The 23,889-nt window shown below is 71.7% G+C and carries 20 protein-coding genes; 9 read left to right on the top strand and 11 right to left on the bottom strand.

All coding sequences use genetic code 11. The annotated features are described in order from the left end of the window. Positions 1 to 192: 192 nt before the first annotated feature. Entirely contained in the window at positions 193 to 2,466 is a 2,274-nt protein-coding gene (locus ACFPLC_RS15170; protein ID WP_378197405.1) for a helicase-associated domain-containing protein, read from the top strand. Here the strand turns inward: ACFPLC_RS15170 and ACFPLC_RS15165 are convergent. Together ACFPLC_RS15165 and ACFPLC_RS15160 are read right to left on the bottom strand one after the other, a co-directional pair. After that, a complete protein-coding gene (locus tag ACFPLC_RS15165) occupies positions 2,436 to 3,086 on the bottom strand; it encodes a class F sortase (protein WP_378197407.1) in 651 nt (216 codons plus the stop codon). The genes ACFPLC_RS15170 and ACFPLC_RS15165 overlap by 31 nt on opposite strands. Continuing rightward, positions 3,083 to 3,574, bottom strand: coding sequence for an excalibur calcium-binding domain-containing protein (locus tag ACFPLC_RS15160; protein ID WP_378197410.1), 492 nt, complete (start codon positions 3,572 to 3,574; stop codon positions 3,083 to 3,085). Before ACFPLC_RS15160 ends, ACFPLC_RS15165 begins: the two co-directional genes overlap by 4 nt. A gap of 284 nt (positions 3,575 to 3,858) precedes the next feature. Between ACFPLC_RS15160 and ACFPLC_RS15155 the strand changes: the two genes are divergently transcribed. Continuing rightward, a complete protein-coding gene (locus ACFPLC_RS15155; protein WP_033261005.1) occupies positions 3,859 to 4,485 on the top strand; it encodes a response regulator in 627 nt (208 codons plus the stop codon). Positions 4,486 to 4,693: 208 nt separating this feature from the next. Here ACFPLC_RS15155 and ACFPLC_RS15150 read toward each other — a convergent pair whose 3' ends face one another. The 5 genes from ACFPLC_RS15150 to ACFPLC_RS15130 form a co-directional block, all read right to left on the bottom strand. Then, a complete protein-coding gene (locus tag ACFPLC_RS15150; RefSeq protein WP_378197414.1) occupies positions 4,694 to 5,956 on the bottom strand; it encodes a GAF domain-containing sensor histidine kinase in 1,263 nt (420 codons plus the stop codon). Positions 5,957 to 6,015: 59 nt separating this feature from the next. Then, positions 6,016 to 9,234 carry a thiol reductant ABC exporter subunit CydD gene (cydD, locus tag ACFPLC_RS15145; RefSeq protein WP_378197417.1) on the bottom strand — a complete coding sequence of 1,073 codons (3,219 nt, stop codon included), beginning with the start codon at positions 9,232 to 9,234 and terminating at the stop codon, positions 6,016 to 6,018. Continuing rightward, complete coding sequence (gene cydB, locus ACFPLC_RS15140) at positions 9,231 to 10,238, bottom strand: cytochrome d ubiquinol oxidase subunit II (protein WP_378197420.1); 1,008 nt, start codon at positions 10,236 to 10,238, stop codon at positions 9,231 to 9,233. The genes cydD and cydB overlap by 4 nt, the downstream gene beginning before the upstream one ends. A 204-nt stretch (positions 10,239 to 10,442) precedes the next feature. Beyond that, positions 10,443 to 11,915 (bottom strand): cytochrome ubiquinol oxidase subunit I, encoded by a 1,473-nt coding sequence (locus tag ACFPLC_RS15135; RefSeq protein ID WP_378197423.1) that lies wholly within the window; start codon positions 11,913 to 11,915, stop codon positions 10,443 to 10,445. Between the two features lie 71 nt (positions 11,916 to 11,986). Beyond that, complete coding sequence (locus ACFPLC_RS15130) at positions 11,987 to 12,946, bottom strand: S41 family peptidase (protein WP_378197425.1); 960 nt, start codon at positions 12,944 to 12,946, stop codon at positions 11,987 to 11,989. 187 nt (positions 12,947 to 13,133) lie between these two features. On the opposite strand from ACFPLC_RS15130, the gene ACFPLC_RS15125 reads away from it, so the two are divergent. Beyond that, entirely contained in the window at positions 13,134 to 13,721 is a 588-nt protein-coding gene (locus ACFPLC_RS15125) for a TMEM165/GDT1 family protein (protein ID WP_378197460.1), read from the top strand. A 56-nt stretch (positions 13,722 to 13,777) separates the two neighbouring features. Next, entirely contained in the window at positions 13,778 to 14,407 is a 630-nt protein-coding gene (locus ACFPLC_RS15120) for a DUF998 domain-containing protein (RefSeq protein WP_378197428.1), read from the top strand. Here ACFPLC_RS15120 and ACFPLC_RS15115 read toward each other — a convergent pair. Then, positions 14,404 to 15,045 (bottom strand): IclR family transcriptional regulator, encoded by a 642-nt coding sequence (locus ACFPLC_RS15115; protein WP_378197431.1) that lies wholly within the window; start codon positions 15,043 to 15,045, stop codon positions 14,404 to 14,406. The genes ACFPLC_RS15120 and ACFPLC_RS15115 overlap by 4 nt on opposite strands. Continuing rightward, positions 15,042 to 15,896 carry a hypothetical protein gene (locus ACFPLC_RS15110; RefSeq protein WP_268246867.1) on the bottom strand — a complete coding sequence of 285 codons (855 nt, stop codon included), beginning with the start codon at positions 15,894 to 15,896 and terminating at the stop codon, positions 15,042 to 15,044. Before ACFPLC_RS15110 ends, ACFPLC_RS15115 begins: the two co-directional genes overlap by 4 nt. A gap of 85 nt (positions 15,897 to 15,981) precedes the next feature. Here ACFPLC_RS15110 and ACFPLC_RS15105 point away from each other — a divergent pair, with 85 nt between their 5' ends. From ACFPLC_RS15105 to ACFPLC_RS15090, 4 genes are all read left to right on the top strand, one after another. After that, a complete protein-coding gene (locus ACFPLC_RS15105) occupies positions 15,982 to 17,181 on the top strand; it encodes a homogentisate 1,2-dioxygenase (protein ID WP_378197434.1) in 1,200 nt (399 codons plus the stop codon). Positions 17,182 to 17,184: 3 nt separating this feature from the next. Beyond that, a protein-coding gene (locus tag ACFPLC_RS15100; protein WP_378235683.1) for an IS5 family transposase occupies positions 17,185 to 18,014 on the top strand; the annotation gives its coding sequence in 2 pieces (ribosomal slippage) (positions 17,185 to 17,539 and positions 17,539 to 18,014; 831 coding nt in all). 100 nt (positions 18,015 to 18,114) lie between these two features. Further along, positions 18,115 to 19,923 carry a substrate-binding and VWA domain-containing protein gene (locus tag ACFPLC_RS15095; RefSeq protein WP_378205710.1) on the top strand — a complete coding sequence of 603 codons (1,809 nt, stop codon included), beginning with the start codon at positions 18,115 to 18,117 and terminating at the stop codon, positions 19,921 to 19,923. Between the two features lies 1 nt (position 19,924). Then, positions 19,925 to 20,662 (top strand): hypothetical protein, encoded by a 738-nt coding sequence (locus ACFPLC_RS15090; protein ID WP_378205707.1) that lies wholly within the window; start codon positions 19,925 to 19,927, stop codon positions 20,660 to 20,662. On the opposite strand, the gene ACFPLC_RS15085 is transcribed toward ACFPLC_RS15090, so the two are convergent. Beyond that, positions 20,659 to 21,555, bottom strand: coding sequence for a LysR family transcriptional regulator (locus tag ACFPLC_RS15085; protein WP_378205704.1), 897 nt, complete (start codon positions 21,553 to 21,555; stop codon positions 20,659 to 20,661). The genes ACFPLC_RS15090 and ACFPLC_RS15085 overlap by 4 nt on opposite strands. A 92-nt stretch (positions 21,556 to 21,647) precedes the next feature. Between ACFPLC_RS15085 and ACFPLC_RS15080 the strand changes: the two genes are divergently transcribed. Next, the gene (locus ACFPLC_RS15080; protein ID WP_378205701.1) at positions 21,648 to 22,883 is read left to right on the top strand and encodes an MFS transporter; all 1,236 of its coding nucleotides are present in this window, start codon (positions 21,648 to 21,650) and stop codon (positions 22,881 to 22,883) included. Here ACFPLC_RS15080 and ACFPLC_RS15075 read toward each other — a convergent pair. Further along, positions 22,850 to 23,875 (bottom strand): hypothetical protein, encoded by a 1,026-nt coding sequence (locus tag ACFPLC_RS15075; protein WP_378205698.1) that lies wholly within the window; start codon positions 23,873 to 23,875, stop codon positions 22,850 to 22,852. The two genes, ACFPLC_RS15080 and ACFPLC_RS15075, sit on opposite strands and share 34 nt — an antisense overlap. Between the last annotated feature and the right edge of the window lie 14 nt (positions 23,876 to 23,889).

Here is a 23,889-nt window from a genome sequence, read left to right as displayed (position 1 = left end):
GAGGATGAGCAGAAGCGCGGCCTTGAAAATCTGGAAGAAGTGTCCTGCCAGCCGCGATGAGGCCGACGATCCGGTGGGTCTCGAGATTGAGTACCCCTGGATGTCGCTCGGCGTAGCACCGGGCGATCGTCGACTCCCCGTTCCCGGACGGCACTGGCGGACGCGCTGTCCGACAGGCGCTAGCCTGGGCCGATGACCACCGCCGACGACCTGCTCGGCCGGCTGTCGGGCCTGGACGAGGACGCCCTCGCGAAGGTGCTGGCCCACCGGCCGGACGTGCTCGACGAGCCGTGGCCGCGGCGGCTGGACGTCGTCGCCGCGCGGCTGGCGGCGCCCGAATCCATCGATGCGGCGCTGCTGCGGTTGCCGATGCCGCTGGTGCAGGTGCTGCGGGCCGTCCAGCTGTGTTACGCGCTGGGGCGGCGGCCGGCGCCCGTCGAGGACGTGTCCCGGCTGCTCGGCGCCGCCGACGTCGAGTCCTATGTGGACGAATTGGCCGAGCGCGCCCTGCTGTGGCGGGACGCGGAGGGCATCGTGCTGCCGGAACCGCTGCGCCGCAACAGCTTCGGTGCCGAAGGCCTCGGCCAGCCCGTCGCGAACCTGCTCGGGGAGCTCGGCACGAGCCGGCTGGCGAAGCTGTCGAAGGCCCTCGGACTGCCCGATGCCGCGCGCAAGCCGGAGCTCCTGCTCGGCCTCGTCGGCTTCTTCCGTGACGGCGAGCGCGTCCGCGACCTCTTCGCCACCGCGCCCGAGGAGACGCGGACGTTGCTCCTGGACATGGCCGGCGGCGTTCCCGAGGTCCAGGGCCTCGTCCCGGCGGGCTGGGCGTTCGACCACGGCTTCCTGTACGGCACCTTCTACGGCACGGTGGCCATGCCGATCGAGGTGTCGCTCGCGCTGCGCGGGCCGGACCACCAGCTGCCGTTCGACCCCGACGAACCCGCGTTCGAAACCACCGACACGGGCGCCGAAGCGGCCGAAGCGGCGGCGTCGACTGCCGCGCTGCGCCTGCTCGACCGGGTGTCCGCGGTGCTCGACCTGGCCGCCGCGGAGCCGTTGCCCCTGCTGAAAGACGGCACGATCGGCGCCCGGCTGGTCAAGAAGCTCGCCAAGGACACCGGGGCCACCCCGGCCGAGATCGAGCTGGCCATCGACCTCGCGGCGCAGGCCGGGCTGCTGGTGGCCGACGAACCTCCGCCGCCGCGTCGCGGCCAGAAGGCACCCGCGCCCACGCTGGCGCTAGATCCGGACCTCGCCCGGCCCGCGCCCGCGCTGCTGTACCGCCTGCTGCTGACAACCTGGTGGGACCCCGCGCCGCCGGAGTTCGAGGTGGACGTCGACGCGCTGGTGCGGCGGCTGGTCGTCCGGTTGGCGGCACGGCTCGATCCCGGCCAGGCGATCACCGACGTGGACGCGCTGGTCCGGCTCGCCGAGTGGCACGCGCCGATGCTGCCGTCCGACGACTTCGCCGGCCGGGTCCGGGATGCGCTCGGCGAGGGTGAGCTGCTCGGTGTCCTCGCCCACGGCGCCGCGACCGCGGCCGGACGCGCCCTGCTCGCCCCGGACCGGCTCGTCGAAGTCACCGACGAACTCGTTTCGCGGGCGCGGACGACCGCCTTGTTCGGCACCGACCTGACGGCGATCGTGCCCGGCTCGCCCGACGCCCGGCTCGCCGCGCTGCTCGACCGCGTCGCCGACCGTGAAGCGCAGGGCACCGCGACCAGCTGGCGGTTCTCCCCGGCGTCCGTCCGGCGGGCGTTCGACCAGGGTTCGACGACCGGCGAGCTGCTCGAGGACCTGCGCGCCGTCGCCACGGGCGAGCTGCCGCAGCCGCTGGTGTACCTGGTCAACGACGTCGCCCGGCGGCACGGCGAGGCGCAAGTGGTCGACGTTGCCAGCGTCGTCGTCGGCGAACCCGCCGTGCTGGCCGAGCTCGCGGCGCACCGCAAGCTCGCGAAACTCGGCCTGCGCGCGGTGGCGCCGACCGTGCTGACGTCCATTGTGGACGCCGACCGGACGCTGGTGGCGTTGCGCGAAGCCGGTTACGCGCCGACCCGCCACGCCGCGGACGGCAGCATCGTGCTGCCCACCCGTGACCAGGCCGAGCCGACGGTGGCCGTCCGCGACCCCGAACCCGGCGAAGGGCCGCCCGATCCGGCCGGCCACGCCGAGCGGCTGCTGGCCGCCCCGTCGAGCGGCCCGGTCCTGCTGCGCGGGCAGCTCGCGCGGGCGATGAGCGACCGCTACGCGGGACGGCTCACCCCGAAGCAGCAGCAACTCTGCTGGCAGCTCGAAGCCGGGCTGCCGGTCGACATCGCGTACGGCGACGAGCACCTGGTCATCGCCTACCCCGAGCTCGACGGCGACGTCCTGGACGTCTGGTCGCTCGGGGACCGCACCTACCGGCGGCTCGAGCTGGCGCGGATCGACCTGGCTCAGGCCTCGACGGCGGTGAGCCTCGCGTAGGCCACGACGTTGTCGAGGTAGTTGCCGCTCGACCGGTCGAACGCCCCGCCGCAGGTGATGAGCCGCAGTTCGGGGTCCGGGGTGTCGCCGTAGACCGCGTCGGTCGGGAACGTGGCCTTCGGGTAGCGGTCGACGCGGTAGACGGTGAAGACGGCGACCCGGCCGTCCGCGCGGCCGATCCTGGCCTGCTCGCCGGGGCGCAGTTCCTTCAGCCGCGAGAAGGCGCCGGGCACGTGCTTGTAGTCGACGTGCGCGGCCAGCACCGCCGGGCCGACCTCCCCAGGCGACGGCGCGCCGGTGAACCAGCCGACCGTCGTGGCATCGCCCGGGACCTCCAATGCGCCGTCCGGCGTGAGGCCGAGGTCCTTGATCCCCTCGGCCCGCACGCCGATCGCCGGGATGGTCAGTGACGCCGGTTTCGCCGCGGGGAGGCCGTCGGCGGCCGGCGGCGGGGTGTGCGTGACGCTCGCGGTGCCCGCCGGGTTCGTGGCGGCCGGGCTCGGCGGGGCGATCTCCTGCGGCGCCTTCGGCGACAGGACGAGGACGAGGGCCACGGCCAGGACCACGCCGAGCGCGGCGACGACCGCCGTGACCGCCGGCCACAGGCGCGGGTGCCTCAACTCGGGCGCCGGCGCAGGTAGAGCACCATGCCGCCGGACGCCGTCGCGGCGAGCAGCGTGCCGCTGAGCACGAGGAAAGCGGGGACGTCGCCGTCCGGCTCACCGCCACCGGTGGCGACGCCGCCGACCGGCTTGACCTTCACCTGGCCGCCGGTGGCGGGCTTCTTGGTGGTCGTCTTCGGCGCGGCCTGCGCGGGCTTTTTTGTCGCCGTCGCCGTCGGCGGCGTGGTGGCGGTGGTGGCCGGCTGTTTCGGCCGGCGCGGCAGGGTTTCGCAGGCGAATCCGTCTTTGTCGTCGTCCAGGTGGTTGGGGTCGCCCGGGGTGGCGTCGAGAACGGCCTGGGCGTCTTCCTGGTACTGGAAGTCCTTGCAGTCTTTGTCGCCGGTGAGAGGCGTCGCGAGCTGCGCGGAGGCGAAGGGGGCGGGGCCGAGGAAAGCGAGCCCGGCGACGGCGGCGGCCGTCGTCAGGGCACGGCGAAACAGGGACAACGGAATTCCTTCCGAACGGGTTTCGGTGCGATTGCGTGGTTACTATCGCCGGGTCGGCGGTGCCGTTACGGACCATTCCGGAATTTCGGAAATGCCAGCGCTCCACGAAGAACGACGCTTCTGGTGATTCTTCGCCGTTTCCGCTTTGACCTGCTGATTTGCCGCCCCGGAATGCGTACCGGCCGGAATGTTACGGGTTACCCGGTCACACTTTGAGGTAATTCACGTGTGACGGTGCCGACCGGCCGCCACCGCGGCGTCCGCGCACCCCGTAACCTCGAGGTATGCCGATCCAGGTACTGCTCGTCGACGACCACGAACTGGTCCGCCGCGGGCTCCGCGACCTCCTCGGCGACGAGCCCGACATCGAGGTCGTCGCCGAAGCGAGCACCGTCGAAGAGGCACTGGCGGTGGCGATGCACGTCGAGCCGGAGGTCGCGGTGGTCGACGTCCGCCTCGGCGACGGCGACGGCATCACGCTCTGCCGCGAACTGCGGTCGAAGCCGAACCCGCCGGCCTGCCTGATGCTCACCGCGTTCGACGACGAAGAGGCGATGGTCGGCGCGATCATGGCCGGTGCCGCGGGTTACCTGCTGAAGCAGGTGCGCGGCCAGGACGTGGTGAACGCGGTGCGCGAGGTGGCGGCCGGGCGGTCGCTGCTCGACCCGGTGAGCACCGCCCGGGTGCTGGACAAGATGCGGCACCCACCGACGGACGAGCTGGCGACGCTCACCGAACGCGAACGAGACGTGCTCGAGCTGATCGGCCAGGGCCTGTCGAACCGCGAGATCGCGGAGCGGTTGTTCCTCGCGGAGAAGACGGTCAAGAACTACGTCACGTCGGTGCTGGCGAAGCTCGGCATGCAGCGCCGGACGCAGGCCGCCGCGTGGATCGCGCGGCGCGAGAAGTAACCGTCCGCGGCCGGCGTGGCCGCAATCCGCCGTTCGCTGCGACCTTTTCGTCCTCTCGTCACGGTCCGCCACGTCGATCAGGCTTTTCACCAGCGAAGATTCACCCCAACGTGAGTCGAATATATGTTCGACGAGCCGGTAAGATCAACGGCGAGGGCGTGGAAGGGAGGCTGGATGACCCGAGAAGGATGATTCGCCGAAACGCAGGTCAGTCGAGCGGCAGGTCGAACGCGACGAGGGTGCCGAGGCTGGGTGAGGAGTTCAGGAAGAACTTCCCGCCCGCAGCGTCCGCGCGTTCGGCGAGATGGCGGAGGCCACGGGTGGCCACGCCTTGGGGAACACCGGAACCGTTGTCCCGCACGCGGAGTTTGACCCCGCCGGAGTCCCTGGTCAGCGTCACGCGGGTTTCGCTGGCGCCGGAATGCCGGACCACATTGGACAGTGCTTCCCGCAGCGCGGCCCGGATGTGGTCGGCGCGTTCCGCGGGGATGTCGGCGAATTCGCCGGACAGCTCCAGGGTCGGCGGGTAGCCGAGCAGCTCGCCGGCGATGCGAACCTCGCCGCGCGCCGACTCGGCGAGGTCGGTGGGCGTGCCGGTGTCGTGGCGAGGCTCCGGTGACCGCAGCGCGCGCACGGTGCCGCGGATTTCCTCGATGGTCTGGTCGAGCTGGTCGATGGCGTCGGACAGCCGCGCCCCGTCGGCTTGGGCGAACCGCTTGCGCATGTTGCGCCGCACGCGGTCCAGCTGCATCCCGGCACCGTAGAGCCGCTGGACGATGACGTCGTGCAGCTCGCGGGCGATGCGCTCGCGCTCTTCGTAGAGGGCGACCCGGTGGCGCGCGTTGGCGCCTTCGGCGAGGGCGAGCACAACGCCGGCCTGGGCGGCGAAGGCGACGAGCATCTCGACGGTCCCGGCGGAGAAGGGCTCCCGCCCACGCTTCCGGTAGACGGTGAGCGACCCGAGAACCCGTCCCCCGGATCCGAACGGCGCGGCGGCGAAGGGCCCATAGCCTTGGAGTTCGGCGGGCACGTAGGGAGCGGTCCGCGGATCGACGGTGAAGTCCTCGCTGGAGACGGGTTCCCCGCCCCGGGCGACCTGCCCGGCCGCTGAGTCGGCGGGGAGAGCCAGGCCACGCAGGGCCTCACCCGACATGCGGTCGGCGGCGGGGTCACCGCCGGAGCCGGACGTGTCATCGGCGAGTGCGTCAGCTTCGGGTTCTGCGGCCGAGGCGCGCGGTCCCGCGCTCGCCTCGTCGGGCCGGGCGTGTTCGCTGGTCGCGTAGTGGGCGGCCTCGACCACCACCCGGCCGTCCTCCGTGCTCACCATCGCCAGGCCCAGGTCGGCGTCGGCGAGTTCGGCTGCTCGGGCCACGACCGTGTCCAGCACCGCTCCCGGGTCGTCGCCGGACAGGGCGGTGCTCGTGATCTCTGTGGCGGCGGACAGCGCCCGCGCGGCTAGCGTCGGATCCATGAGTTCCGTCATTATCGCGCGGCGCGGTGGCGGCGCGGCAAGGACACAGCGGGAATCGATCACGGCACCGGCACCCGGGTGACGACCCGGCCGTCGCGCAGCTCGAGGACCACGTCCGCTCCGTCCGCTTCGTCCGCGCGGTGCGTCACGTGCACCACGGTCCGGCCCGCCAGCACCTCACGCAGGTGCGCCCGGACAACTCGGGCCGTCTCCTCGTCCAGGTGCGCGGTGGGCTCGTCCAGCAGCACCAGCCCCGCCGACGGCGCCCCGAGTAGCGCCCGCGCCAGGGCCACCCGCTGAGCCTGGCCGCCGGACAGTCCGCTGCCGCCGCTGCCGAGCACCGTCTCCGGCGAGACGTCGGTCAGCGCCGCGCCGCGCAACGCCGAACGCAGCTCCTCCTCCGTCGCCGCCGGGCGGGCCAGGCGGAGGTTCTCGGCGATCGTCGTCGCCGCGAGCATCGGCTCCTGCGGGGCCCACGCCACCCCCTCCGGCACGGTGACCACCCCACGCCGCGGCGCGAGGAACCCCAGCAACGCGGCGACGAGCGTCGACTTGCCCGCGCCGCTCGGGCCGACCACCGCCGTGTACGTGCCCGGTGCGAGCTCGACGTCGACGTCGTGCAGCACCACCGGTCCGCCCGGCCAGCCGAGGTCCGCTCCCCGCAGCGCAACCGCCGTTCCCGGCGCCGGCGAGGGCCGTTCCGGCACGTCGGCGAGGCGGCGACGGGCGCGTTGCAGCGTGTCCCAGTGCTGCGCCACCGGCGCGAGCAGCGCCAAGACCTCCGCCAGCGCGAGCGGCACCAGGGCCAGCAGCGGCGCCAGGACCGGATCGAGCCTTCCGCTCGTCACCGCAGTCGCAGCGAGCGCAGTGCTGATGACCGCAGCCGCGCCGCAGGCCAGCGTGACCAGCGCTTCCGCCGCGCCCGCGCCGAACGCCTGCCGACGCGCCTGCGTCACCAGGCGGGTGTCAGCGTCCGCGAGGGCTCGGCGGTGTTCACGAGCCGTCCCGAAAGCGAGCAGCTCGGCCGCCGCTTCGAACACCACCAGCACTCGCGAGGCCACCTCGCGACGGCCGTCCGCCAGCGCCGACGTCGCCCGGCGCTCGGCACGCAGGGCGACCCACGGCGCGCACAACCCGAGTGCCACCGCCGCCGCGAGCGTCCACCCAGCGGCGGGCAGCACCCACGTCTGCACGGCGATCGCCCCGGCCGCGACCAGCGTCACCACCAGCAGCGGCGACACCACCCGCGGCAGGAGGTCGCGCACGGTGTCGACGTCGCCGACCAGCCGGCGTTGGCCCTCGCCCGCGCGCAGGCCACGCGCCGGCCCGAGGCGGACCAGCGAATTCCACAGCCGCACGCGGAGACGGCCGGCGATGCGGAACGCGGCGTCGTGCGTGATTAGCCGTTCGACGTACCGCAGCGCCGCGCGGCCGAGGCCGAACGCGCGGACGCCGACGACCGCCACCGTCAACGTCAGGATCGGCGGCTGCTGGGACGCCTTGGCGATGAGCCAGCCCGACGTCGCCGTCAGCGCCACCCCGGCCAGCAGCGCCAGCGCGCCCAGCGCGGCGCCGCCGAAGAGCCGTCCGTCGAGCAGCGCGCGCCACTTCAGCGGCGTACCCGAGGAGTCCACTGTGGACGTCTCGGTGGGAGCGGCGGCGTCGGACGGCAAATCGACGGCCGCCGTGCGCTCGTGGGCCGCGATGACCGCCGCGGCGCCGTTGTCGACGGCGCGCTGCACCGCGTCGAGCACCAGGCGCGCGCTGGCCTCGTCGAGGTGCGCCGTCGGCTCGTCGAGCAGCAGCAGCCAAGCGCCGCGCTGCACCCGGTGCAGGGCCCGGGCGACGGCGACACGCTGGCGTTGCCCCAGCGACAGCTGGGAAACCGGCCGGTCCTCGAGTCCGGCCAGGCCGAGTTCGGCGAGCACCGTGCCGGAGGCGCCCACTTCGTCGCGGACCGTCCCGCCCGTGAACACCGGCGACTGCGGCACCCACGCGACCTGCTCGCGCCAGCGCGCGAGGTCGGCGTCGGCGAGGTCGGTCGAGCCGACCGTGATGGCGCCGTCGTGCGCCGGGACGAAGCCGAGCAGGGCCGAGAGCGTCGTCGACTTGCCGCCACCGCTCGGGGCGCGGAGCCAGACGATCTCGCCCGGACGGACCGAGAACGACTCGCCGTCCGGCGCGAAGCCTCCGCGGCGCGCAACGCGCAGGGACGACACGCGCAGCTCGCCGCGAGCCGGAGTCGCGGTCCCTTCGGTGCGCACCGGGAGGGCCAGCAAGTCGGCGACGCGCCGGACCGCTTCGACGCCATCCTCGCTCGCGTGGAACGCGGCGCCGACCGCGCGCAGCGGCTGGTAGCACTCCGGCGCGAGGATCAGCACGCCGAGCCCGATGGCCAGCGGCAGGTGGCCGCCGGCGAGCCGGACGCCGATCACGACCGCGACCAGCGCCACCGACAGCGTCGCGACCAGTTCGAGGACGAACGCCGAGGAGAAGGCGACCTTCAACGTCTTGAGCGTCGCGCGGCGGTGGCGTTCGGACAGGCCCCGGACGGTCTCGGCCTGCGCCGCGGCACGGCGGAACGCGGTCAGCACCGGCAGCACGCGGACGAGTTCCAGGAGCCGCTCGGACATCCGGTGCGTCGCGTCGGTCGCGCCGGCGACGCGGTCGGCGGTGTACTTGCCGACGAGGATGGCGAACATCGGCAGCAGCGGCACGGTCAGCGCGATGATCACGCCGGACGGCCAGTCGGCGAACAAAATCGCCACGCCGGCGCCGAGGGGCACGACGGCCGCCGTCACCAAGGCGGGCAGGTACTCGCGGAAGTAGGCGTCGAGCGCGTCGAGGCCGCGGGTGGTGAGCGCGGTCAGCTCACCGTGGCCGCGCTGGGCGATCCACTCGGGTCCCAGCCGCAGCGCGTGGTCGACGGCCTTGGTGCGCAGCTCGCGTTGCGCGGTCGCGGCGGCGCGGGCGGAGACCGTGCGCACCGCCCAGCCGGTCAGCGCGCGCGTCGCGACGAGCGCGAGCAGCGCGGCCAGCTGGGCGGTGCGTCCCCCGGAACCTGCTCCGACGATCGCCGCGAGGACGTCGGCGAGCAGGAATGCCTGTGCCACCAGCGCGGCGGCGTTGAGGAAGGCGAGGAAACCCACCAGGGCCAGCGCCCGGCGCACGGCAGGCACGAGGGCCGGCAGCGCGCCGAGCGGGCCCTTTCCCGGCCGCGCCGAGTCCACTGTGGACTCCGAGGCGAGAAGGGTGACGCGTCCGGGAAGCTTGCTCATGGTGCGTGAACCGCCGGAATGTGCTGAGTACCGATCCGCTTGCGGAACACCCAGTACGTCCAGCCTTGGTAGATCAGCACCGCCGGGGCGCCGAAGACGGCGACCCAGGTCATCACGGTCAACGTGTACGGGCTCGACGCGGCGCCCTCGATGGTGAGCGTGTTGGCGGCGTCGAGGGTCGACGGCAGGACGTTCGGGAACAGCGAGCCGAACATGACCACCGCGGCTCCGGCGATGACGACGCCGAGCGCGGCGAACGCCTGCCCGTCGCGGTCGGCCCGCAGCCGCAGCCAGGCGACGGCCGCAGCGAGAGCACTGATCCCGAACGAGAGCAGTGTCCACAACGTCCCGGCGCGCCACTGGACGACCGAGAGGAACGCGACCATCGGCACCATGGCGACCGGCAGCAGTCTCAGCGCGAACGTGCGCGCCCGTTCCCGCAGTTCACCGCTGGTTTTGAGGGCGAGGAACGCGGCGCCGTGGGTGATCGAGAAGGCGGCGATCGCGACCGCGCCGAGCAGGGTGTCCCAGCGGACGGCGGCGAACGCGGAGCCGACGCGGTTGCCGTCGGCGTCGAGCGGCAGGCCGAGCACGGTGGTGGCGAGGATGAGGCCGACGCCCAGCGTCGGGATCCACGAGCCGGCCATGATGACGCGGTCCCAGTTGCGCCGCCAGCGGTCGGAGTCGACCTTCCCGCGGTATTCGAAGGCGACGCCGCGGCCGATGAGAGCGAGCAGCACGAGCAGCAGCGGCAGGTAGGCGGCCGAGAACAGGCCCGCGTACCAGGCGGGGAAGGCGGCGAACATGGCCCCGCCGGCGACGATGAGCCAGACCTCGTTGCCGTCCCAGACCGGCCCGATGGTGTTGACCATGACGCGCCGTTCGGTGTTGTCCTTCGCGAGGACGGGCAGCAGCATGCCGACGCCGAAGTCGAAGCCTTCGAGGAAGAGGTAGCCGAGCCAGAAGAAGGCGATGACGGCGAACCAGACGATTGCGAGGGTCATCGGGTCCTGCCTTCCGCGGCCCGGTCGCGATGAGTTATCCACAACGGGTCGAGTTGTCCACAGATTTGCTGTGGGTAACCCTGGAGAGTGATCGAGCCGATACACTGGGTTCGGGGACGCCCCCCGGGAAGGGCGGGGGATGCCTTTGGTAAGACAGGGGCTGCTGCATAGCCGCTGAGCTGGGGTTTTGTCATCTTGACCTCCTCAGTACGCGAAGGCGAGCGTGTCGCCTTCGGCCTCGTCGGAGTCCTTCTTCGGCGGGGGCATCACCGCGTCCACGCCGCCGCGGATGTACTTGCGCATCAGGAACACCTCCACCACGCCCAGGGCCGCGTACACCGTGGTCAGGGCGATCAACGAGGTCCACACTTCGCCCGTGGTCAGCCGGGACACCGCCTGGGCGGTGAACATCCACACGCCGTCCACACCCGTCGGGTTGGGGACCACCACGAACGGCTGACGGCCCATCTCGGTGAAGATCCAGCCCGCGCTGTTGCCCAGGAACGGCGTCGCGATGCCGCCGAGGACCAGCAGCGGGAACCAGCGGGCGGTCGGGACGCGGCCGCGGCGAGTCAGCCAGAGGGCCAGGACACCGATACCCGCCGAGACCGCGCCGAAGCCGATCATCATGCGGAAGCCCCAGTACGTCACCGGGAGGTTCGGCACGTAGTCGATCGGCTTGCCCGCCAGCGACCCCAGCGCCGGGTCGTCCGGGTAGTTCGTGCCGTACTTGGCCTGGTACTCCGAGACCAGGTTCTCCACGCCCTTGACCTCGGTCGTGAAGTCGTTGTGTGCCAGGAACGACAGCAGCGCGGGCACGTTGAACGTCTTCACGTCCTCGCAGTTCGCGCCCGACACGTCGCCGATCGCGATGATCGAGAAGCTCGCCGGCTGTTCCGTGTGGCACAGCGCTTCCGCCGACGCCATCTTCATCGGCTGCTGCTCGAACATCAGCTTGCCCTGCGCGTCACCGGTGATCGCCAGAACCGCGAACGCCGCCACGCCGACCCAGCCGCCGAGGCGCAGCGAAGAGCGCCAGACGTCCTTATCCGATCCGCGCCGCCACAGGTGCCAGCCCGCGACGCCCACCAGGAACGCCGCCGCCACCGAGAACGCGCCGGCCAGGGTGTGCGGGATCGCGGCCAGCGCCGTGTTGTTCGTCAGCACCGCCCAGATCGAGTTCATGGTCGGCTTGCCGTTCTCGAACGTCACGCCCACCGGGTGCTGCATCCACGAGTTCGCGGCCAGGATGAAGTACGCCGACGCCATCGTGGCCAGCGAAAACGCCCACGCGCAGGCCAGGTGGACCTTCTTCGGCAGCCGGTCCCAGCCGAAGATCCACAGGCCGAGGAACGTCGATTCGACGAAGAAGGCGACAAGCCCCTCCATCGCCAGCGGCGCGCCGAAAACGTCGCCGACGAAGCGGGAGTACGCGCTCCAGTTCATCCCGAACTGGAACTCCTGCACGATCCCGGTCACCACGCCCATGGCGAAGTTGACCAGCAGCAGCTTGCCCCAGAACTTGGTCATCTTCAGGTGCCGCAGCTCACCGGTGCGGACCCAGCGGGTCTGCATCGCCGCGACCAGGATCGACAGCCCGATGGTCAGCGGGACCATCAGGAAGTGGTAGACGGTGGTGATGCCGAACTGCCACCGCGCTAGCTCAAGGACCTCCACGTGGTCCAGCGTGCTCCGGGCCTGGTGACGCAGCCAGATCAACTGGTCCCGTTCGCGGCGGGACCAACGTCCTACAGCTGGTCGAGCGCCTTTCGCGCCTCCTCCGCCACGACCCGCCGCGGGCCCTCTTCGCCCAGTTCGAGGACGTGCCGCAGGGCCAGCGCATACGCCGTGTCGAAGGCCTGGTCCGCGGCGACCGCGATGTCCGGCGACACACCGCAGCCCTCCCAGTTCTCCCCCGACTTCGGGTCGTACGAGCGGGCGATCGGCACGGTCACGTCCAGGTGGGTGTCCACTTTGTACCGGTCGCAGGGGTGGGCGCCGCCGCGCGTCACTTCGCCGACGGTCTTCGCCCGGCCCTGCCGCTGCAGTGAGAAGGCGAGGTCCTCGCCACCGGAGAACGTCACCGGGCCGGTGAGCACCCAGATCGGCTTGGTGCCGCCGAACTTCGGCCCCGGGACGTACGGCAGCGTCCACATCTGGGTGACGCGGTCGCCGTCGCGCTCGTAGAAGTCGAGGTAGTGGGTCCGCTCGTCGACGAGGTAGCTCTGCAGGAACGCGCTGGTCTCCGGGTCGCCGCCGCGGTTGCGCCGGACGTCGAGCAGCAGCGCGTCGGCCGGGGCGATCAGCGTCATCGCCGCCGCGAACGACTGCGCCGCGAGGTCGATCGGGTAGAGCATGGTCGTGTCGAGGTAGCCGACGTTGCCCGGCAGCCGCCGGACCGCCGCGATCCCGAGGTTCTCCAGCTCGGCGGAGCGCCGGAAGTCCTCGGAGGCGTGCTCCGCGTCACCGTCCTCTGCCACCGGATCGAAGTGGTGACGCAGCCGCAGGTGCTTGTCGTCGTTCACCGACTGCAGGTCCGCTGTGACGGCCGTCGCCAATGCCACGTCGTCGAGGTTCGCGTACGCGCCTTCGTCGAGACGCGCGCGAAGCAGCTTCACCAGCTTCTCGGCGACGTCCGGGAAGACGTAGTGAGCTTCCACCCGGCGGATGACCTCTTCGACCTGCGCAGCCCGCGCCCGTGACCCCATGCCGGTGAACCTACCGCAGGCCACAACCGAAATTCAGGCATGCCGAAGAAATTTGTGCGACACCCCTCGACGTCAATTTCATGACCGCCGATCCAGCAATTTCGCGGAAGCCATCTGCTTGCATACTTCCCGAACTCCCCTTTATCGTTGCAGTGAAAGGGGCGAAACAATACTCATGACTGCCGCTATGGTGGCGCTGATCAGCGCGTTCGGCCTGGTCCTCGCCGTGGAGCTGCCGGACAAGACACTCGTCGCCACCCTCGTGCTGACCACCCGTTTCCGCGGCTGGCCGGTTTTCGCCGGGGTGTGCGCCGCGTTCGCCGTGCAGTGCGTCATAGCCGTCGCGTTCGGCAGCGTGTTGACGCTGTTACCGGACGTTGTCCTTTCGCTGGTCGTCGCCGCGATGTTCGGCCTCGGCTCTTTCATGCTCCTTCGCGAGGGATTCAGCAAAGCCGACGAAGCAGGCGAAGACGCTTCGCGCACCGGCCCCTCGCCATCGTCCTTCACGCGCTCGGCGATGACGTCCTTCGGTGTGCTCTTCGCCGCCGAGTGGGGTGACGCCTCCCAGCTCGCCACCGCCAGCCTCGCCGCCCGTATCGGCAACCCGTTCGCCGTCGGCGTCGGCGCCTTCGCCGCGCTCGTCGTGGTCGCCGGGCTCGCCGTGTTCATCGGCGGGAAGATCCGCAGCCGGATCAAGCCGAAGCTGATCCAGCGCTGCGCCGGGTTCGCCTTTGCCGGATTCGCCGCGTTCGCCCTGCTCCAGCTGGCCTTCTGACCGCCGCCTCACAGGTTCACCCGGTAACCTTTCGGAAACGAAAGGGAGAGCACCAGGTGAACTCGCACGCCGTCTCGCCGCTGCACGGCCGGGTCGCGCTCGGCGGCATCGGCGTCGCCGTGGCCATCTCGATCGACCTGCACCTGCGGCTGTCGGGCCAGGTCAGCCCGATCTGGCAGACGCTGTCGGAGTACGTCTACGGCAAGCTCGGCACGTCCTCGGCCGCCCCGCTGTTCAGCGTCATGTGCCTGGCGCTGTCCCTCGGCTCGGTGGCGCTGCTCGCCGGCATCGCGAAGGCCCACCGCCCCGGCACCACGGCCGTCTGCGTGCTGCTCGGGGTCTGGTCGGCCGGGCTGCTCGTGTGCGGCCTGGTGCCCGTCGACCCGGACGGCCAGGCGCGGTCGCTCGCCGGTCAGGTCCACAACGTCGCCGCGTTGACGGCGTTCATCGCCCTGCCCGCGGCCGCCTTCGTGCTGACGAAGAAGAACCGCGAGCGCTGCCCCTGGGAGCCTCGCCGGACGACGATCCGGCGGCTGGCGACGGCGAGCCTCGTGGCCGTCGGCGTGGTGCTCGGCGGGTTCGTCTTCACGCTGACGCTCGGCCTGTTCGAGCGCCTGCTGTTCACCGTCGACGTCGCCCTGCTGCTGACGATGGTCCGGCCGCTGATGGCGGTCTCGCGGCGTTAGCCGTCCGTCTTCAGGATGTCGGCGAGCCGGGTGGCGGCCAGAACGACCTGAGGACCCACCTCGGCCGCCTTCAGCGGCTCCAGCGAGACGACGCCGACGCTCGCCCGCAGCCCCGGCACCCCGCGCACCGGCGCCGCGACGCCGGACGCCCCGGCCTCGAGCTCGCCCGCCGACGTCACCCAGCCGTCGCCGCCCGGCCGCAGCGACATCGCCTTGCCGGCCGCACCGGCGGTCAGCGCGTGCCGGCTGCCCACCCGGTAGGCCACGTGGAAATTGGTCCACGACGGCTCGACGACAGCCACCGCAAGCGCTTGCGTCCCCTGCGCGACCGACAGGTGCGCGGTCGCGCCGACCTTCTCGGCCAGCTCGCGCAGCACCGGGCCGGCCGCGTCCCGCAGCTGCGGGAGCACCTGCCCGGCCAGCCGCAGCAGCCCGACGCCGAGCCGGACCTTCGTGCCGTCGCGCCAGACCAGCCCGCGCTCGGACAGCGGCACCAGCAGCCGGTAGACGGCCGCGCGGCTGGCCCCGATGGCCACGGCCAGCTCGGAGATGGTCGCCGCGTCGCCCCCGGCGTCGGCCACGGCCTGCAGCAGCGCCAAGCCCCGGTCGAGCGTCAGCGACCCCTCCCGGCTGGTCACAGCAAGCCGAGTTCGCCCAGGTCGGCGACCGGCTCCTCGAACGACGCCGCGGCGTAGGACGCGAAGAGCGCCCGCACGGCCTTCGCGGCCGGCTCGGACAGCGCACGGGCCTCGTCGGCCAGCGCCTGGGCGTCGGTCGACTCCAGCGCCCCGCGGACGTCGCCGCCGGCGAGGCTGCGCGCGGAGGCCACGAGCAGGTTCAGGAAGCCGTGGTGCACGAACCCGGTGTCCGGGTCGGTGTGCCGGACCGCGCGGTGCAGGCTGTTCGTCGCCTTGAACGACGCCCCGGTCGACCCGCTGACGACGGCGAGAAAGTCCGCCACCTCGTCGACGCTGGGGAAGTTCTCGCCCGCCTGGCCGCCGCAGCGGATCTTGGGCCAGCTGCCGTGTTCGATCACCTTGCGGACGCCGTCGAGCCAGCCGACGCCGCGCCGCGGCTCGACCACGCGGATGACGTCCTCGGGGACGAACTCCGAGACGCGCTCCAGCCACACCTCGTCGACGTCCGACGGCGCCGGCATCTCGACCATCCGCAGCGCGAGCAGCTCACTGCGCGATTCGACGATCGAGATGGCCTTCGGGACGCCGCCGAGGCCGGTGTCGATGATCAGCGAAAGCGGCAGCGGCTGCTTCGGCTTGATCTTGATCAGCTCGGTGATGAGCTCGGGCAGCCGCGACGCCTGGCAGAGGAAAACCCCCAGTACACCGGCGTGTTCGGAGTCCCGGCTGGCGAAGTGCGCACGCAGCGCTTCGGGCATGGCCGCACCGACCGGAGGGAACAGCGCCGAGTCGTCGACGAGCCTCGCGAACAGGGGAGGAATTCCACGGGGGCCGGGGGGCGTGAGTTCCACAGCGCTTGACACGACTGACACGCTAGTAGCGTACGACATGAGGACAAAATCGTTCGCACAACGGACACGTCAGAAGGGGACGTCGATGCCTTATTACCGGCGAGTAGGCGAGCTCCCGCACAAGCGGCACACCGCGTTCCGGAAGCCGGACGGCGGCCTCTACGCCGAAGAGCTGATGGGCGTCGAGGGCTTCTCCGCCGACTCCGCGCTGCTCTACCACCGCGGCCTGCCGACGGCGATCGTCGACGCCGTCGCGGTCGAGGAAGACCGCGGGTCGCTCACCCCGAACCACCCGCTCAAGCCGCGGGCGTTCCGGACCCAGGACCTCAAGTTCGGCGGCGAGGCCGACGCGGTGACCGACCGCCGCCGCCTGTTCGGCAACAACGACGTCACCATCGGGTTCGTCACGGCGACCGCGCCCAGCCCGCTGTATCGGAACGCGGCCGGCGACGAGCTGTTCTACGTCCACGGCGGCTCGGCCACCTTCGAGACCATCTACGGCCGCCTCGAGGTCGGCGACGGCGACTACGTCGTGATCCCGACTTCGTGCACCTACCGGGTCGTCCCGCACGGCGAGGTCAACCTCTTCACCTTGGAGGCGCGCGGGCACATCGGGCCGCCGAAGCGCTATCTGTCCGCCAAGGGGCAGTTCCTGGAGCACTCGCCGTACTGCGAGCGCGACATCCGCGGGCCCGAGGAGCCGCTGCTGGAGGACAGCGAAGACGTCGAGGTGCTCGTGCGGCACCGCGCCGGGCTGACCCGCTACACGTACGCGACGCACCCCTTCGACGTCGTCGGCTGGGACGGCTGCCTCTACCCGTGGGTGTTCAACATCGACGACTTCGAGCCGATCACCGGCCGCGTGCACCAGCCGCCGCCCGTGCACCAGACGTTCGAGGGCCCGAACTTCGTGGTCTGCTCCTTCTGCCCGCGGAAGGTCGACTACCACGAGGGCGCGATCCCGGTGCCGTACAACCACGCGAACGTCGACTCCGACGAGCTGATGTTCTACGTGCGCGGCAACTACGAGGCCCGCAAGGGCTCCGGGATCGGGATCGGCTCGCTCTCGCTGCACCCGTCCGGCTTCACGCACGGCCCGCAGCCGGGCGCGGCGGAGGCGTCGATCGGCGCGGAATTCTTCGACGAGACCGCCGTCATGGTCGACACCTTCGCGCCGCTGGAGCTCGGCGAGGCCGCCGATGCGTCCGAGGACCCGGGCTACGCGTGGACGTGGTCGCGCCGGGGCCCTAAGAGCGTGTCTTACGTGGTGATCGGTCGCTGGTGAGCGATGATCTTTGCTGTGGTTGATCGGTTGTCGTTGCGGTTGGTGCCGGATGAGCTGTGGGCGTTGGTGGAGCCGTTGATTCCGGTGTTCGCGCCGCGTCCGCAGGGTGGTGGCACGGCGCCGGTGGATGCTCGTGCGGTGTTCACGGCGATCGTGTACGTGCTGACCAGCGGTTGTGCGTGGCGGGATCTGCCGCCGTCGTTCGGGGTGCCGTTTCAGACCGCGCACCGCCGCTTCAGTCAGTGGACGAAAGCCGGGCTGTGGCGGCGCTTGCATCACGCGCTGCTGGACGAGCTCGGCAGCCAGGGCCTCATCGACTGGAGCCGGGCGATCGTGGACGGTGCCTGCGTGCGGGCCAAAAGGGGGGATCTTTGACCGGTCCGAGCCCGGTGGATCGCGGCAAGCCCGGTTCGAAGATTCACGCCCTGTCCGACCGCGCCGGACTGCCGCTGGCCGTCGCGGTCTCCGCCGCGAACACGCACGACTCGGCCGCGCTCAAACCGCTGGTGATGGCGATCCCGGCGATCAAATCACGCCGTGGCCCGCGCCGGCGCAAGCCGGCCAAGCTCCACGCCGACAAGGCCTACGACCAGCCCGGCCTGCGCCGCTGGGTCCGCGACCGCGGCATCAAGGTCCGCATCGCCCGCAAAGGCATCGAAGCCAAGGACAAACTCGGCCGGCACCGCTGGGTGATCGAACGAACCGTGGCCTGGCTCACCGGATACCGCCGCCTCACGTTGCGCTACGAACGCAAAGCCGAACACTTCCTCGCCTTCCTCCTCCTCGGAGCCAGCCTCATCTGCTACAAGAAACTCCGCAAACTCACCACATGAGACAAGCTCTAAGTCGTAGTCAAGTTTCCGGAATTACCGTCCCCTCCCCGTTCCGGCACCCGGATAATGAACTTCCGGGTGGCGGAACGGGGAGGATTCGATGATCAATTCCCAACCAACGCGGCGCAGGAGAAAGATTCTCCCGTTCCTCGCCGCCATCGTGGTCGCCATCGCCTTGATCATCGGCATCCGGTACTGGACCAGCAGCTCGAGCGACGAAGCCGACGCGCCGAAGTGCTCAGGCTCGGACGCGATCGCGCTCACCATCGCGTCTTCACCGGAGAAGGCCGGAATCGTCCAAGAAGCCGCGAAGGCTTACTCCGGACGGTCGGTCGCGGGCCATTGCGTCGATGTGATCGTGAAATCGAAATCGTCCGGTGTGGCGATGCAGGCGCTGGCGAACGGCTGGAACGAAGCCACCGACGGGCCGCGCCCGGACGTCTGGACACCGGCTGCGAGCGGCTGGGTCAACCTGCTGCGGGTCAACGCGAAGGGCGACACCGGCTCGCTCGTGCCGGACGGCGACGCGCCGTCGGTCGCGAACGCGCCGTTGGTCGTCGCGATGCCGAAGCCGATGGCGGAGGCGCTGGGCTGGCCCGGTAAATCGATCGGCTGGAAGGACCTCGCGGGGCTGGCCACCGACCCGGCGGGGTGGGCGAAGTACGGCCACCCGGAGTGGGGCAGGTTCCGGCTGGGCAAGACGAACCCGAACATCTCGACGTCCGGGCTGAACGCCACCATCGGCGCCTACTACGCGGCCACCGGCACGTCGTCCGACCTCACCGCGGCCGCGCTGGAGAAGCCGGACGCGAAGCAGTTCGTCACGAACATCGAGCAGGCGATCGTGCACTACGGCGACACCACGCTCACCTTCCTGACCAACCTCCAGAAGGCCGACGACAAGGGCGCCGCGCTCTCGTACATCTCGGCGGTCACCGTCGAGGAGAACTCGCTGATCGGCTACAACCAGGGCAACCCGACGAACGACCCGGCCAAGGTCGGGCAGCACGGCCCGCCGAAGGTGCCGCTGGTGGCGATCTACCCGGGCGACGGGACGCTGAACTCCGACCACCCGTTCGTCACGCTCAACTGGGCGGATCAGACGCGCAAGCAGATCGCCGCGGACTTCCTCGGCTACCTGCGCCAGGACGAGACCCAGGCGAAGTTCGCCGCCCTCGGCTTCCGGTCGTTCGACGGCAAGCCCGGACCGCAGGCGACGCCGGCCAACGGCGTCCAGCCGGACACGAAGATCAGCTTCCTGCGGCCGCCGTCGCCGTCGGTGCTGTCGAAGCTGCTGACGTCGTGGACCGACCTGCGCAAGAAGGCGAACGTGCTGCTCGTGGTGGACGTCTCGGGTTCGATGGGTGACGAGGTGAAGGGCACCGGCAAGAGCAAGATCGACCTGGCGAAGCAGGCCGCGATCGACTCACTCGGCCAGTTCGTGCCGCGCGACCAGGTCGGGCTCTGGCAGTTCTCGGCCCACCTCGACGGCGATAAGGATTACCAGGAGCTGCTACCGGTCCAGGCGCTCGGGACCAGCGGCAAGGAGACCCTGGCCATGCGGCTGAGCGGGCTGACGCCCCAGTCCGGCACAGGGCTGTACGACTCGTCGCTGGCCGCGTACGAGTACATGAACGCCCACCTGGACCCGACGGCGATCAACGCGGTCGTGGTGCTCACCGACGGCCGCAACGAGGACTCCGGCGGCGTCGACCTCGACCACCTGCTGCCACAGCTGCGGCCGGAGGGCAACGCGGAGGCGGTCCGGCTGTTCACCATCGCCTACGGTTCGGACGCCGACCAGGACGTGCTGAAGCAGATCGCGGAAGCGACCGCCGGATCGGAGTACGATTCGTCCAAACCGGACTCGATCAACCAGGTCTTCACCTCCGTGATCTCGAATTTCTGACATGAAGTTCGCCCGTGAGCTCGCCGAACCGTGGGGGCTGCTGCTCGCCGCGACGTCGGCCGGGGTGGCGTGGGCCGTGCAGCTGCCGGTCGTCGCCGCCGTCGGAGTCGGCGTGGCGGTGCTCGCCGCGCGGGCGGGCGTGGCGGTGGCCACCCGCGAGAAGGAACCGCCCCCGCGTGAAGCGCGGCTGCCGGACGTCACGCCCGGGTCGGCCGAGGAGACGTGGCTGCACCGGGCGTCGGCCGCGGCGGACGGGTTCGCGTCGCTGAGCGGCTCGCTGGCGAACGGCCCGCTCGCCGAGCGCGTCGCGGACATGGAGCCAGTGGTCCGCGAGACGCTGTCGACGCTGCAGCGGCTGGCGGGCCGCGCTTCGGCGACCGGCCAGGCGCTGGCGAGGGTCGACCTCGACGCCGTCGCGCACGAACGGCGCCGGCTGCAGCGCGAGTTGCGCACGGCCCGGCCGGAGGTGCGCGGTGACCTGGAGCAGGCACTGACGGCGGTCCAGGCCCAGGCGGACGTGCACACGCGGCTGTCCGGCGCCCGGGACAAGCTGCTGGCCCAGCTGCAGTCCGGCGCGCTCGGCCTGGACAGCCTGGTGGCCAGGGTGGCGGAGCTGACGGCGACGACGACGGACGTCGCGGTGGACACCGGCGCGGTGCGGGAGCTGAGCGACCAGTTGGAGGGCATCCGGCAGGGCGTCCTGGAGACCGAGCAGGCGACGCGGAAGTCGCTGGGTTAGGCGGCCCAGCTCGGCCGCCACGCGCCGGCGACGCGCTCGCTCTTCGCGAGGTGACGCCGAAGCGCCGTGAGCCCGGGGTGCGCGTTGCCCCGGCGCCACACCAGCGAATGCGGGTACACCGGCACGGGGTCTTCGATCGGCACGCGCCGCAGGTCGTGCCCGGGCGGCCACAACACCCGGCTGCCCGCGCCGAGCAACGTCGCCACCTCCCCCGACGCCGCGATCGTGTCCAGCACCACCTCGATGCCGAAGTTCGGTCCGGCGGCATCGATCCACAGGCCGAACGCGGCCGCGAACTCGGCGTAGTACGCGCCCCACTCGGTTCCGGGCACCACGCCGGGCAGCCGGATCCGCAGCCCGGCCAGCTCGGCCGGCGTCACCGAGGACGATTCCGCCAGCGGGTGCGCGGGGCCGCACAACAGCTGGATCGGCTCGTCGAGCACCCACTGCGCGTCGAGGTCCTCGGGCAGCGTGACGACCGCGCGGAACGACGCGTCGACCGAGCCCTCCCGGATCGCCCCGATCGCGGTGTCGAAGAGCGTCGCGACCTCCAGCGCGACGTCCGGGTGGGCCTCGTGGAACTCGCGCAGCAACGTCGCCGGGCACAGCCGCCTGCCGATGACGTCGACCCGGAGCGGCCCGCCGCGCACCGAGGCCAGCGCCCGCAGCTCGGCCGCCAGCAGTTCGCGGGCGTGCGGCAGGAAGGCCGTTCCGTCCCCGGTCAGCACGGCGCCGCGGGCGGTGCGCGTGAACAGCCGCACCCCGAGCACCTTCTCCAGCGCGGCGATGCGCTTCGACACGGCTTGCTGCGTGATCGCCAGGTCGGTGGCGGCGTCCTGGAACCGGCCCGCCTCCACCACGGCGACGAAGGTGCGCACGGCCTCGAGGTCCACGACGACCGACTCTAGATTCACAACGCGGCGTTGTGGCTCGCCGCCGCGTCGGTTGTTTGCCGCGCGCGGCCGTTCCCGGCTTTGATCTCCCGGTGATGCGCGGGCGGTCGCTGGGGCCGCGGTTCAGGTGGCTCTGGTCGGCTTACGCGGTGAGCGCGTTCGGGACGTGGCTCGGCTTCGGTGCCTTCCCCATGCTCGCGATCCTGGTGTTGCACGCCGGGCCCACGGCCGTCTCGGCGCTGGCCGCGGTCGGGCCCGCCGTCGGGGCGCTGGTGGCCGTGCCGCTGGGGCCGTGGGTCGACCACCGCCGCAAGCGGCCGGTGCTGATCGCCATGGACCTCGTCCGGTTCGCCGCGCTGGTCAGCGTGCCGGCCGCCTACGCACTCGGGGTGCTGAGCTTCGGCCAGCTCCTCGCCGTCTCGGTGGTCGTCGCCGCGGCGGACATCACCTTTACCTCTGCCAGCGGCGCCTTTCTCAAGGGCCTGGTGCCTCCGGAAGACCTGCTCGTCGCGAACGGCCGGTTCGAGGCCACGAACTGGACCGCCACCGCGCTCGGCCCGCCGCTCGGCGGGGCCGCGTTCGCGCTGTTCGGGCCGGTGACCTCGGTGGCCGCCAACGCCGTCAGCTTCCTGCTCTCCGCGCTCGGAATCCGGGCGATCGGCGGTGGCGAACCCCGCCCGCGCACCACCACCCGGCTGCGCGCGCGGGACCTGGCCGACGGGTGGCGGTTCGTGCTGAAGCACCCGGGACTGCGGCCGCTGTTCGGCAACGTCCTGCTGTTCAACGGGCTGATCATGGGCACCGAGCCGCTGCTCGCCGTGCTGATGCTCAACCACCTCGGGTTCACGCCGTGGCAGTACGGGCTCGCGTTCGCCGTCCCGTGCCTCGGCGGGCTCGCCGGCTCACGGCTGACCCCGAGGCTCGTGGCCCGGTTCGGGCGGCACCGCGTCCTGGTCACGGCCGGCACGGTCCGGGCGTGCTGGCTGCTCGCGCTCGCCTTCATCCCGGGCACCGGCGGGCTGGCGTACGTGATGGCCGTCGAGCTCGGCCTGATCGTCAGCTGCAGCGTGTTCAACCCGGTGCTCGCGACCTACCGGCTCGAGCAGCTCCCGACGGACCGGGTCGCGCGGACGCTGTCGGCTTGGTCGGTCAGCACGAAGGCGTCGATCGCCACGCTGACCGCGCTCTGGGGCGTGCTCGCGGGGATCACCGGCCCGCGCTGGGCGATCGGGATCGCCGGGGTCCTCGTGCTGGCGACGCCGCTCCTGCTGCCCCGCCACGACCGGACGCCGGTTCAGCCGAGCCAGACCGTGCCCAGCACCGGGTAGCCCGGCACGCCCGCCGTCGCTCCGCCGGGGCGGGGGACGCCCGCTATCCACAGCCGTCCGGTGGCCGCGACGTTCGCCGCCATCGAGGGGTCCGCCGTGGGCATGCGGAAGCCGACCACCGTTCCGTCCGCGAGCATCGTCAAGCCGCTCAGCCGGGCGCCGCGGGGACCGATGCGGACCGGGCCGTCCAGGACCGCGCGCAGCTCCGTCCAGTGGTCGGCCGGGAGGGGGCGGTGGTGGGCGATCGACCGGGCCGCCGCCACCAGCGCGGTCAGCAGGGCCGCGCCCGCGAGCGTCCAGGTGATCCAGCCCGTGGCCGGGAAGTCGAGCCGGACCCAGCCCGCGAACCCGGCGAGAACCAGCAGGAACGCGGCCAGCGCGCGGTGGTCGCGGGCGATCCGGCGCCGGTGTGCGGCCAGCACCGGGTCGAGCCGAGGCGAATACGTCCCCGCCGCGGGGGCCACGACGGCCGCGTCCGCCGGGGGCGCGTCGAAGATGCGGGCACGGCGGACCCGCATCACGCCGGGGAACCCGACGAACACCTTCGGCCCCCGGCCGAGCAGCCACACCCGCCGGTGCGCGGCCAGCAGCAGCCGGTAGGGCTCGTCGAGCCGGACGCGCAGCCAGCGGCCGTCGGGCAGCCGCACCCCGACCGACCGCCCGGCGGCGACCAAACCGTCGGCGGCGATGTCGACCTGCCGGAAGGCCTCGCGTTTCAGCCGGGTGTCCGGCACGCGGACGTAGGCGCGGTACCGCCACCACGCCTCGACCGAGCCCACCAGCGCGAGGATGCCGACCGGCAGCACCACCCCGGCGCCGGTGAAGAACTGGGCGACGCCGAACGCCAGGAGGAACCAGGACAGCAGCCGCTGGTTGGCGGCGTTGCGGCCGAGGCGGTCGAGGTACTCGCCGAAGATCGGGAGGGCCCCGGACGGCATGGCGGGGTCGAGTTCGAAAGCGCGGACGCGCTCGGGGAACGGGACGATCGGCACGCGAAACCCCCAGG

Source organism: Amycolatopsis plumensis (assembly GCF_042652605.1).
In the GTDB taxonomy this organism is placed as follows: domain Bacteria; phylum Actinomycetota; class Actinomycetes; order Mycobacteriales; family Pseudonocardiaceae; genus Amycolatopsis; species Amycolatopsis plumensis.
Note: the sequence above shows the minus strand (reverse complement) of the source record. Positions and strands in the feature narration are given on the sequence as shown.

Excerpts from the sequence above, each read along its gene's own strand:
- ACFPLC_RS15130 (WP_378197425.1), bottom strand. The coding sequence starts at position 12,946 with ATGGGGTCACGGGCGCGGGCTGCGCAGGTCGAAGAGGTCATCCGCCGG.
- ACFPLC_RS15150 (WP_378197414.1), bottom strand. The coding sequence starts at position 5,956 with ATGGATCCGACGCTAGCCGCGCGGGCGCTGTCCGCCGCCACAGAGATC.
- ACFPLC_RS15090 (WP_378205707.1), top strand. The coding sequence starts at position 19,925 with ATGAAGTTCGCCCGTGAGCTCGCCGAACCGTGGGGGCTGCTGCTCGCC.
- cydB (WP_378197420.1), bottom strand. The coding sequence starts at position 10,238 with ATGACCCTCGCAATCGTCTGGTTCGCCGTCATCGCCTTCTTCTGGCTC.
- ACFPLC_RS15155 (WP_033261005.1), top strand. The coding sequence starts at position 3,859 with ATGCCGATCCAGGTACTGCTCGTCGACGACCACGAACTGGTCCGCCGC.
- ACFPLC_RS15105 (WP_378197434.1), top strand. The coding sequence starts at position 15,982 with ATGCCTTATTACCGGCGAGTAGGCGAGCTCCCGCACAAGCGGCACACC.
- ACFPLC_RS15125 (WP_378197460.1), top strand. The coding sequence starts at position 13,134 with ATGGTGGCGCTGATCAGCGCGTTCGGCCTGGTCCTCGCCGTGGAGCTG.
- ACFPLC_RS15095 (WP_378205710.1), top strand. The coding sequence starts at position 18,115 with ATGATCAATTCCCAACCAACGCGGCGCAGGAGAAAGATTCTCCCGTTC.
- ACFPLC_RS15170 (WP_378197405.1), top strand. The coding sequence starts at position 193 with ATGACCACCGCCGACGACCTGCTCGGCCGGCTGTCGGGCCTGGACGAG.
- cydD (WP_378197417.1), bottom strand. The coding sequence starts at position 9,234 with ATGAGCAAGCTTCCCGGACGCGTCACCCTTCTCGCCTCGGAGTCCACA.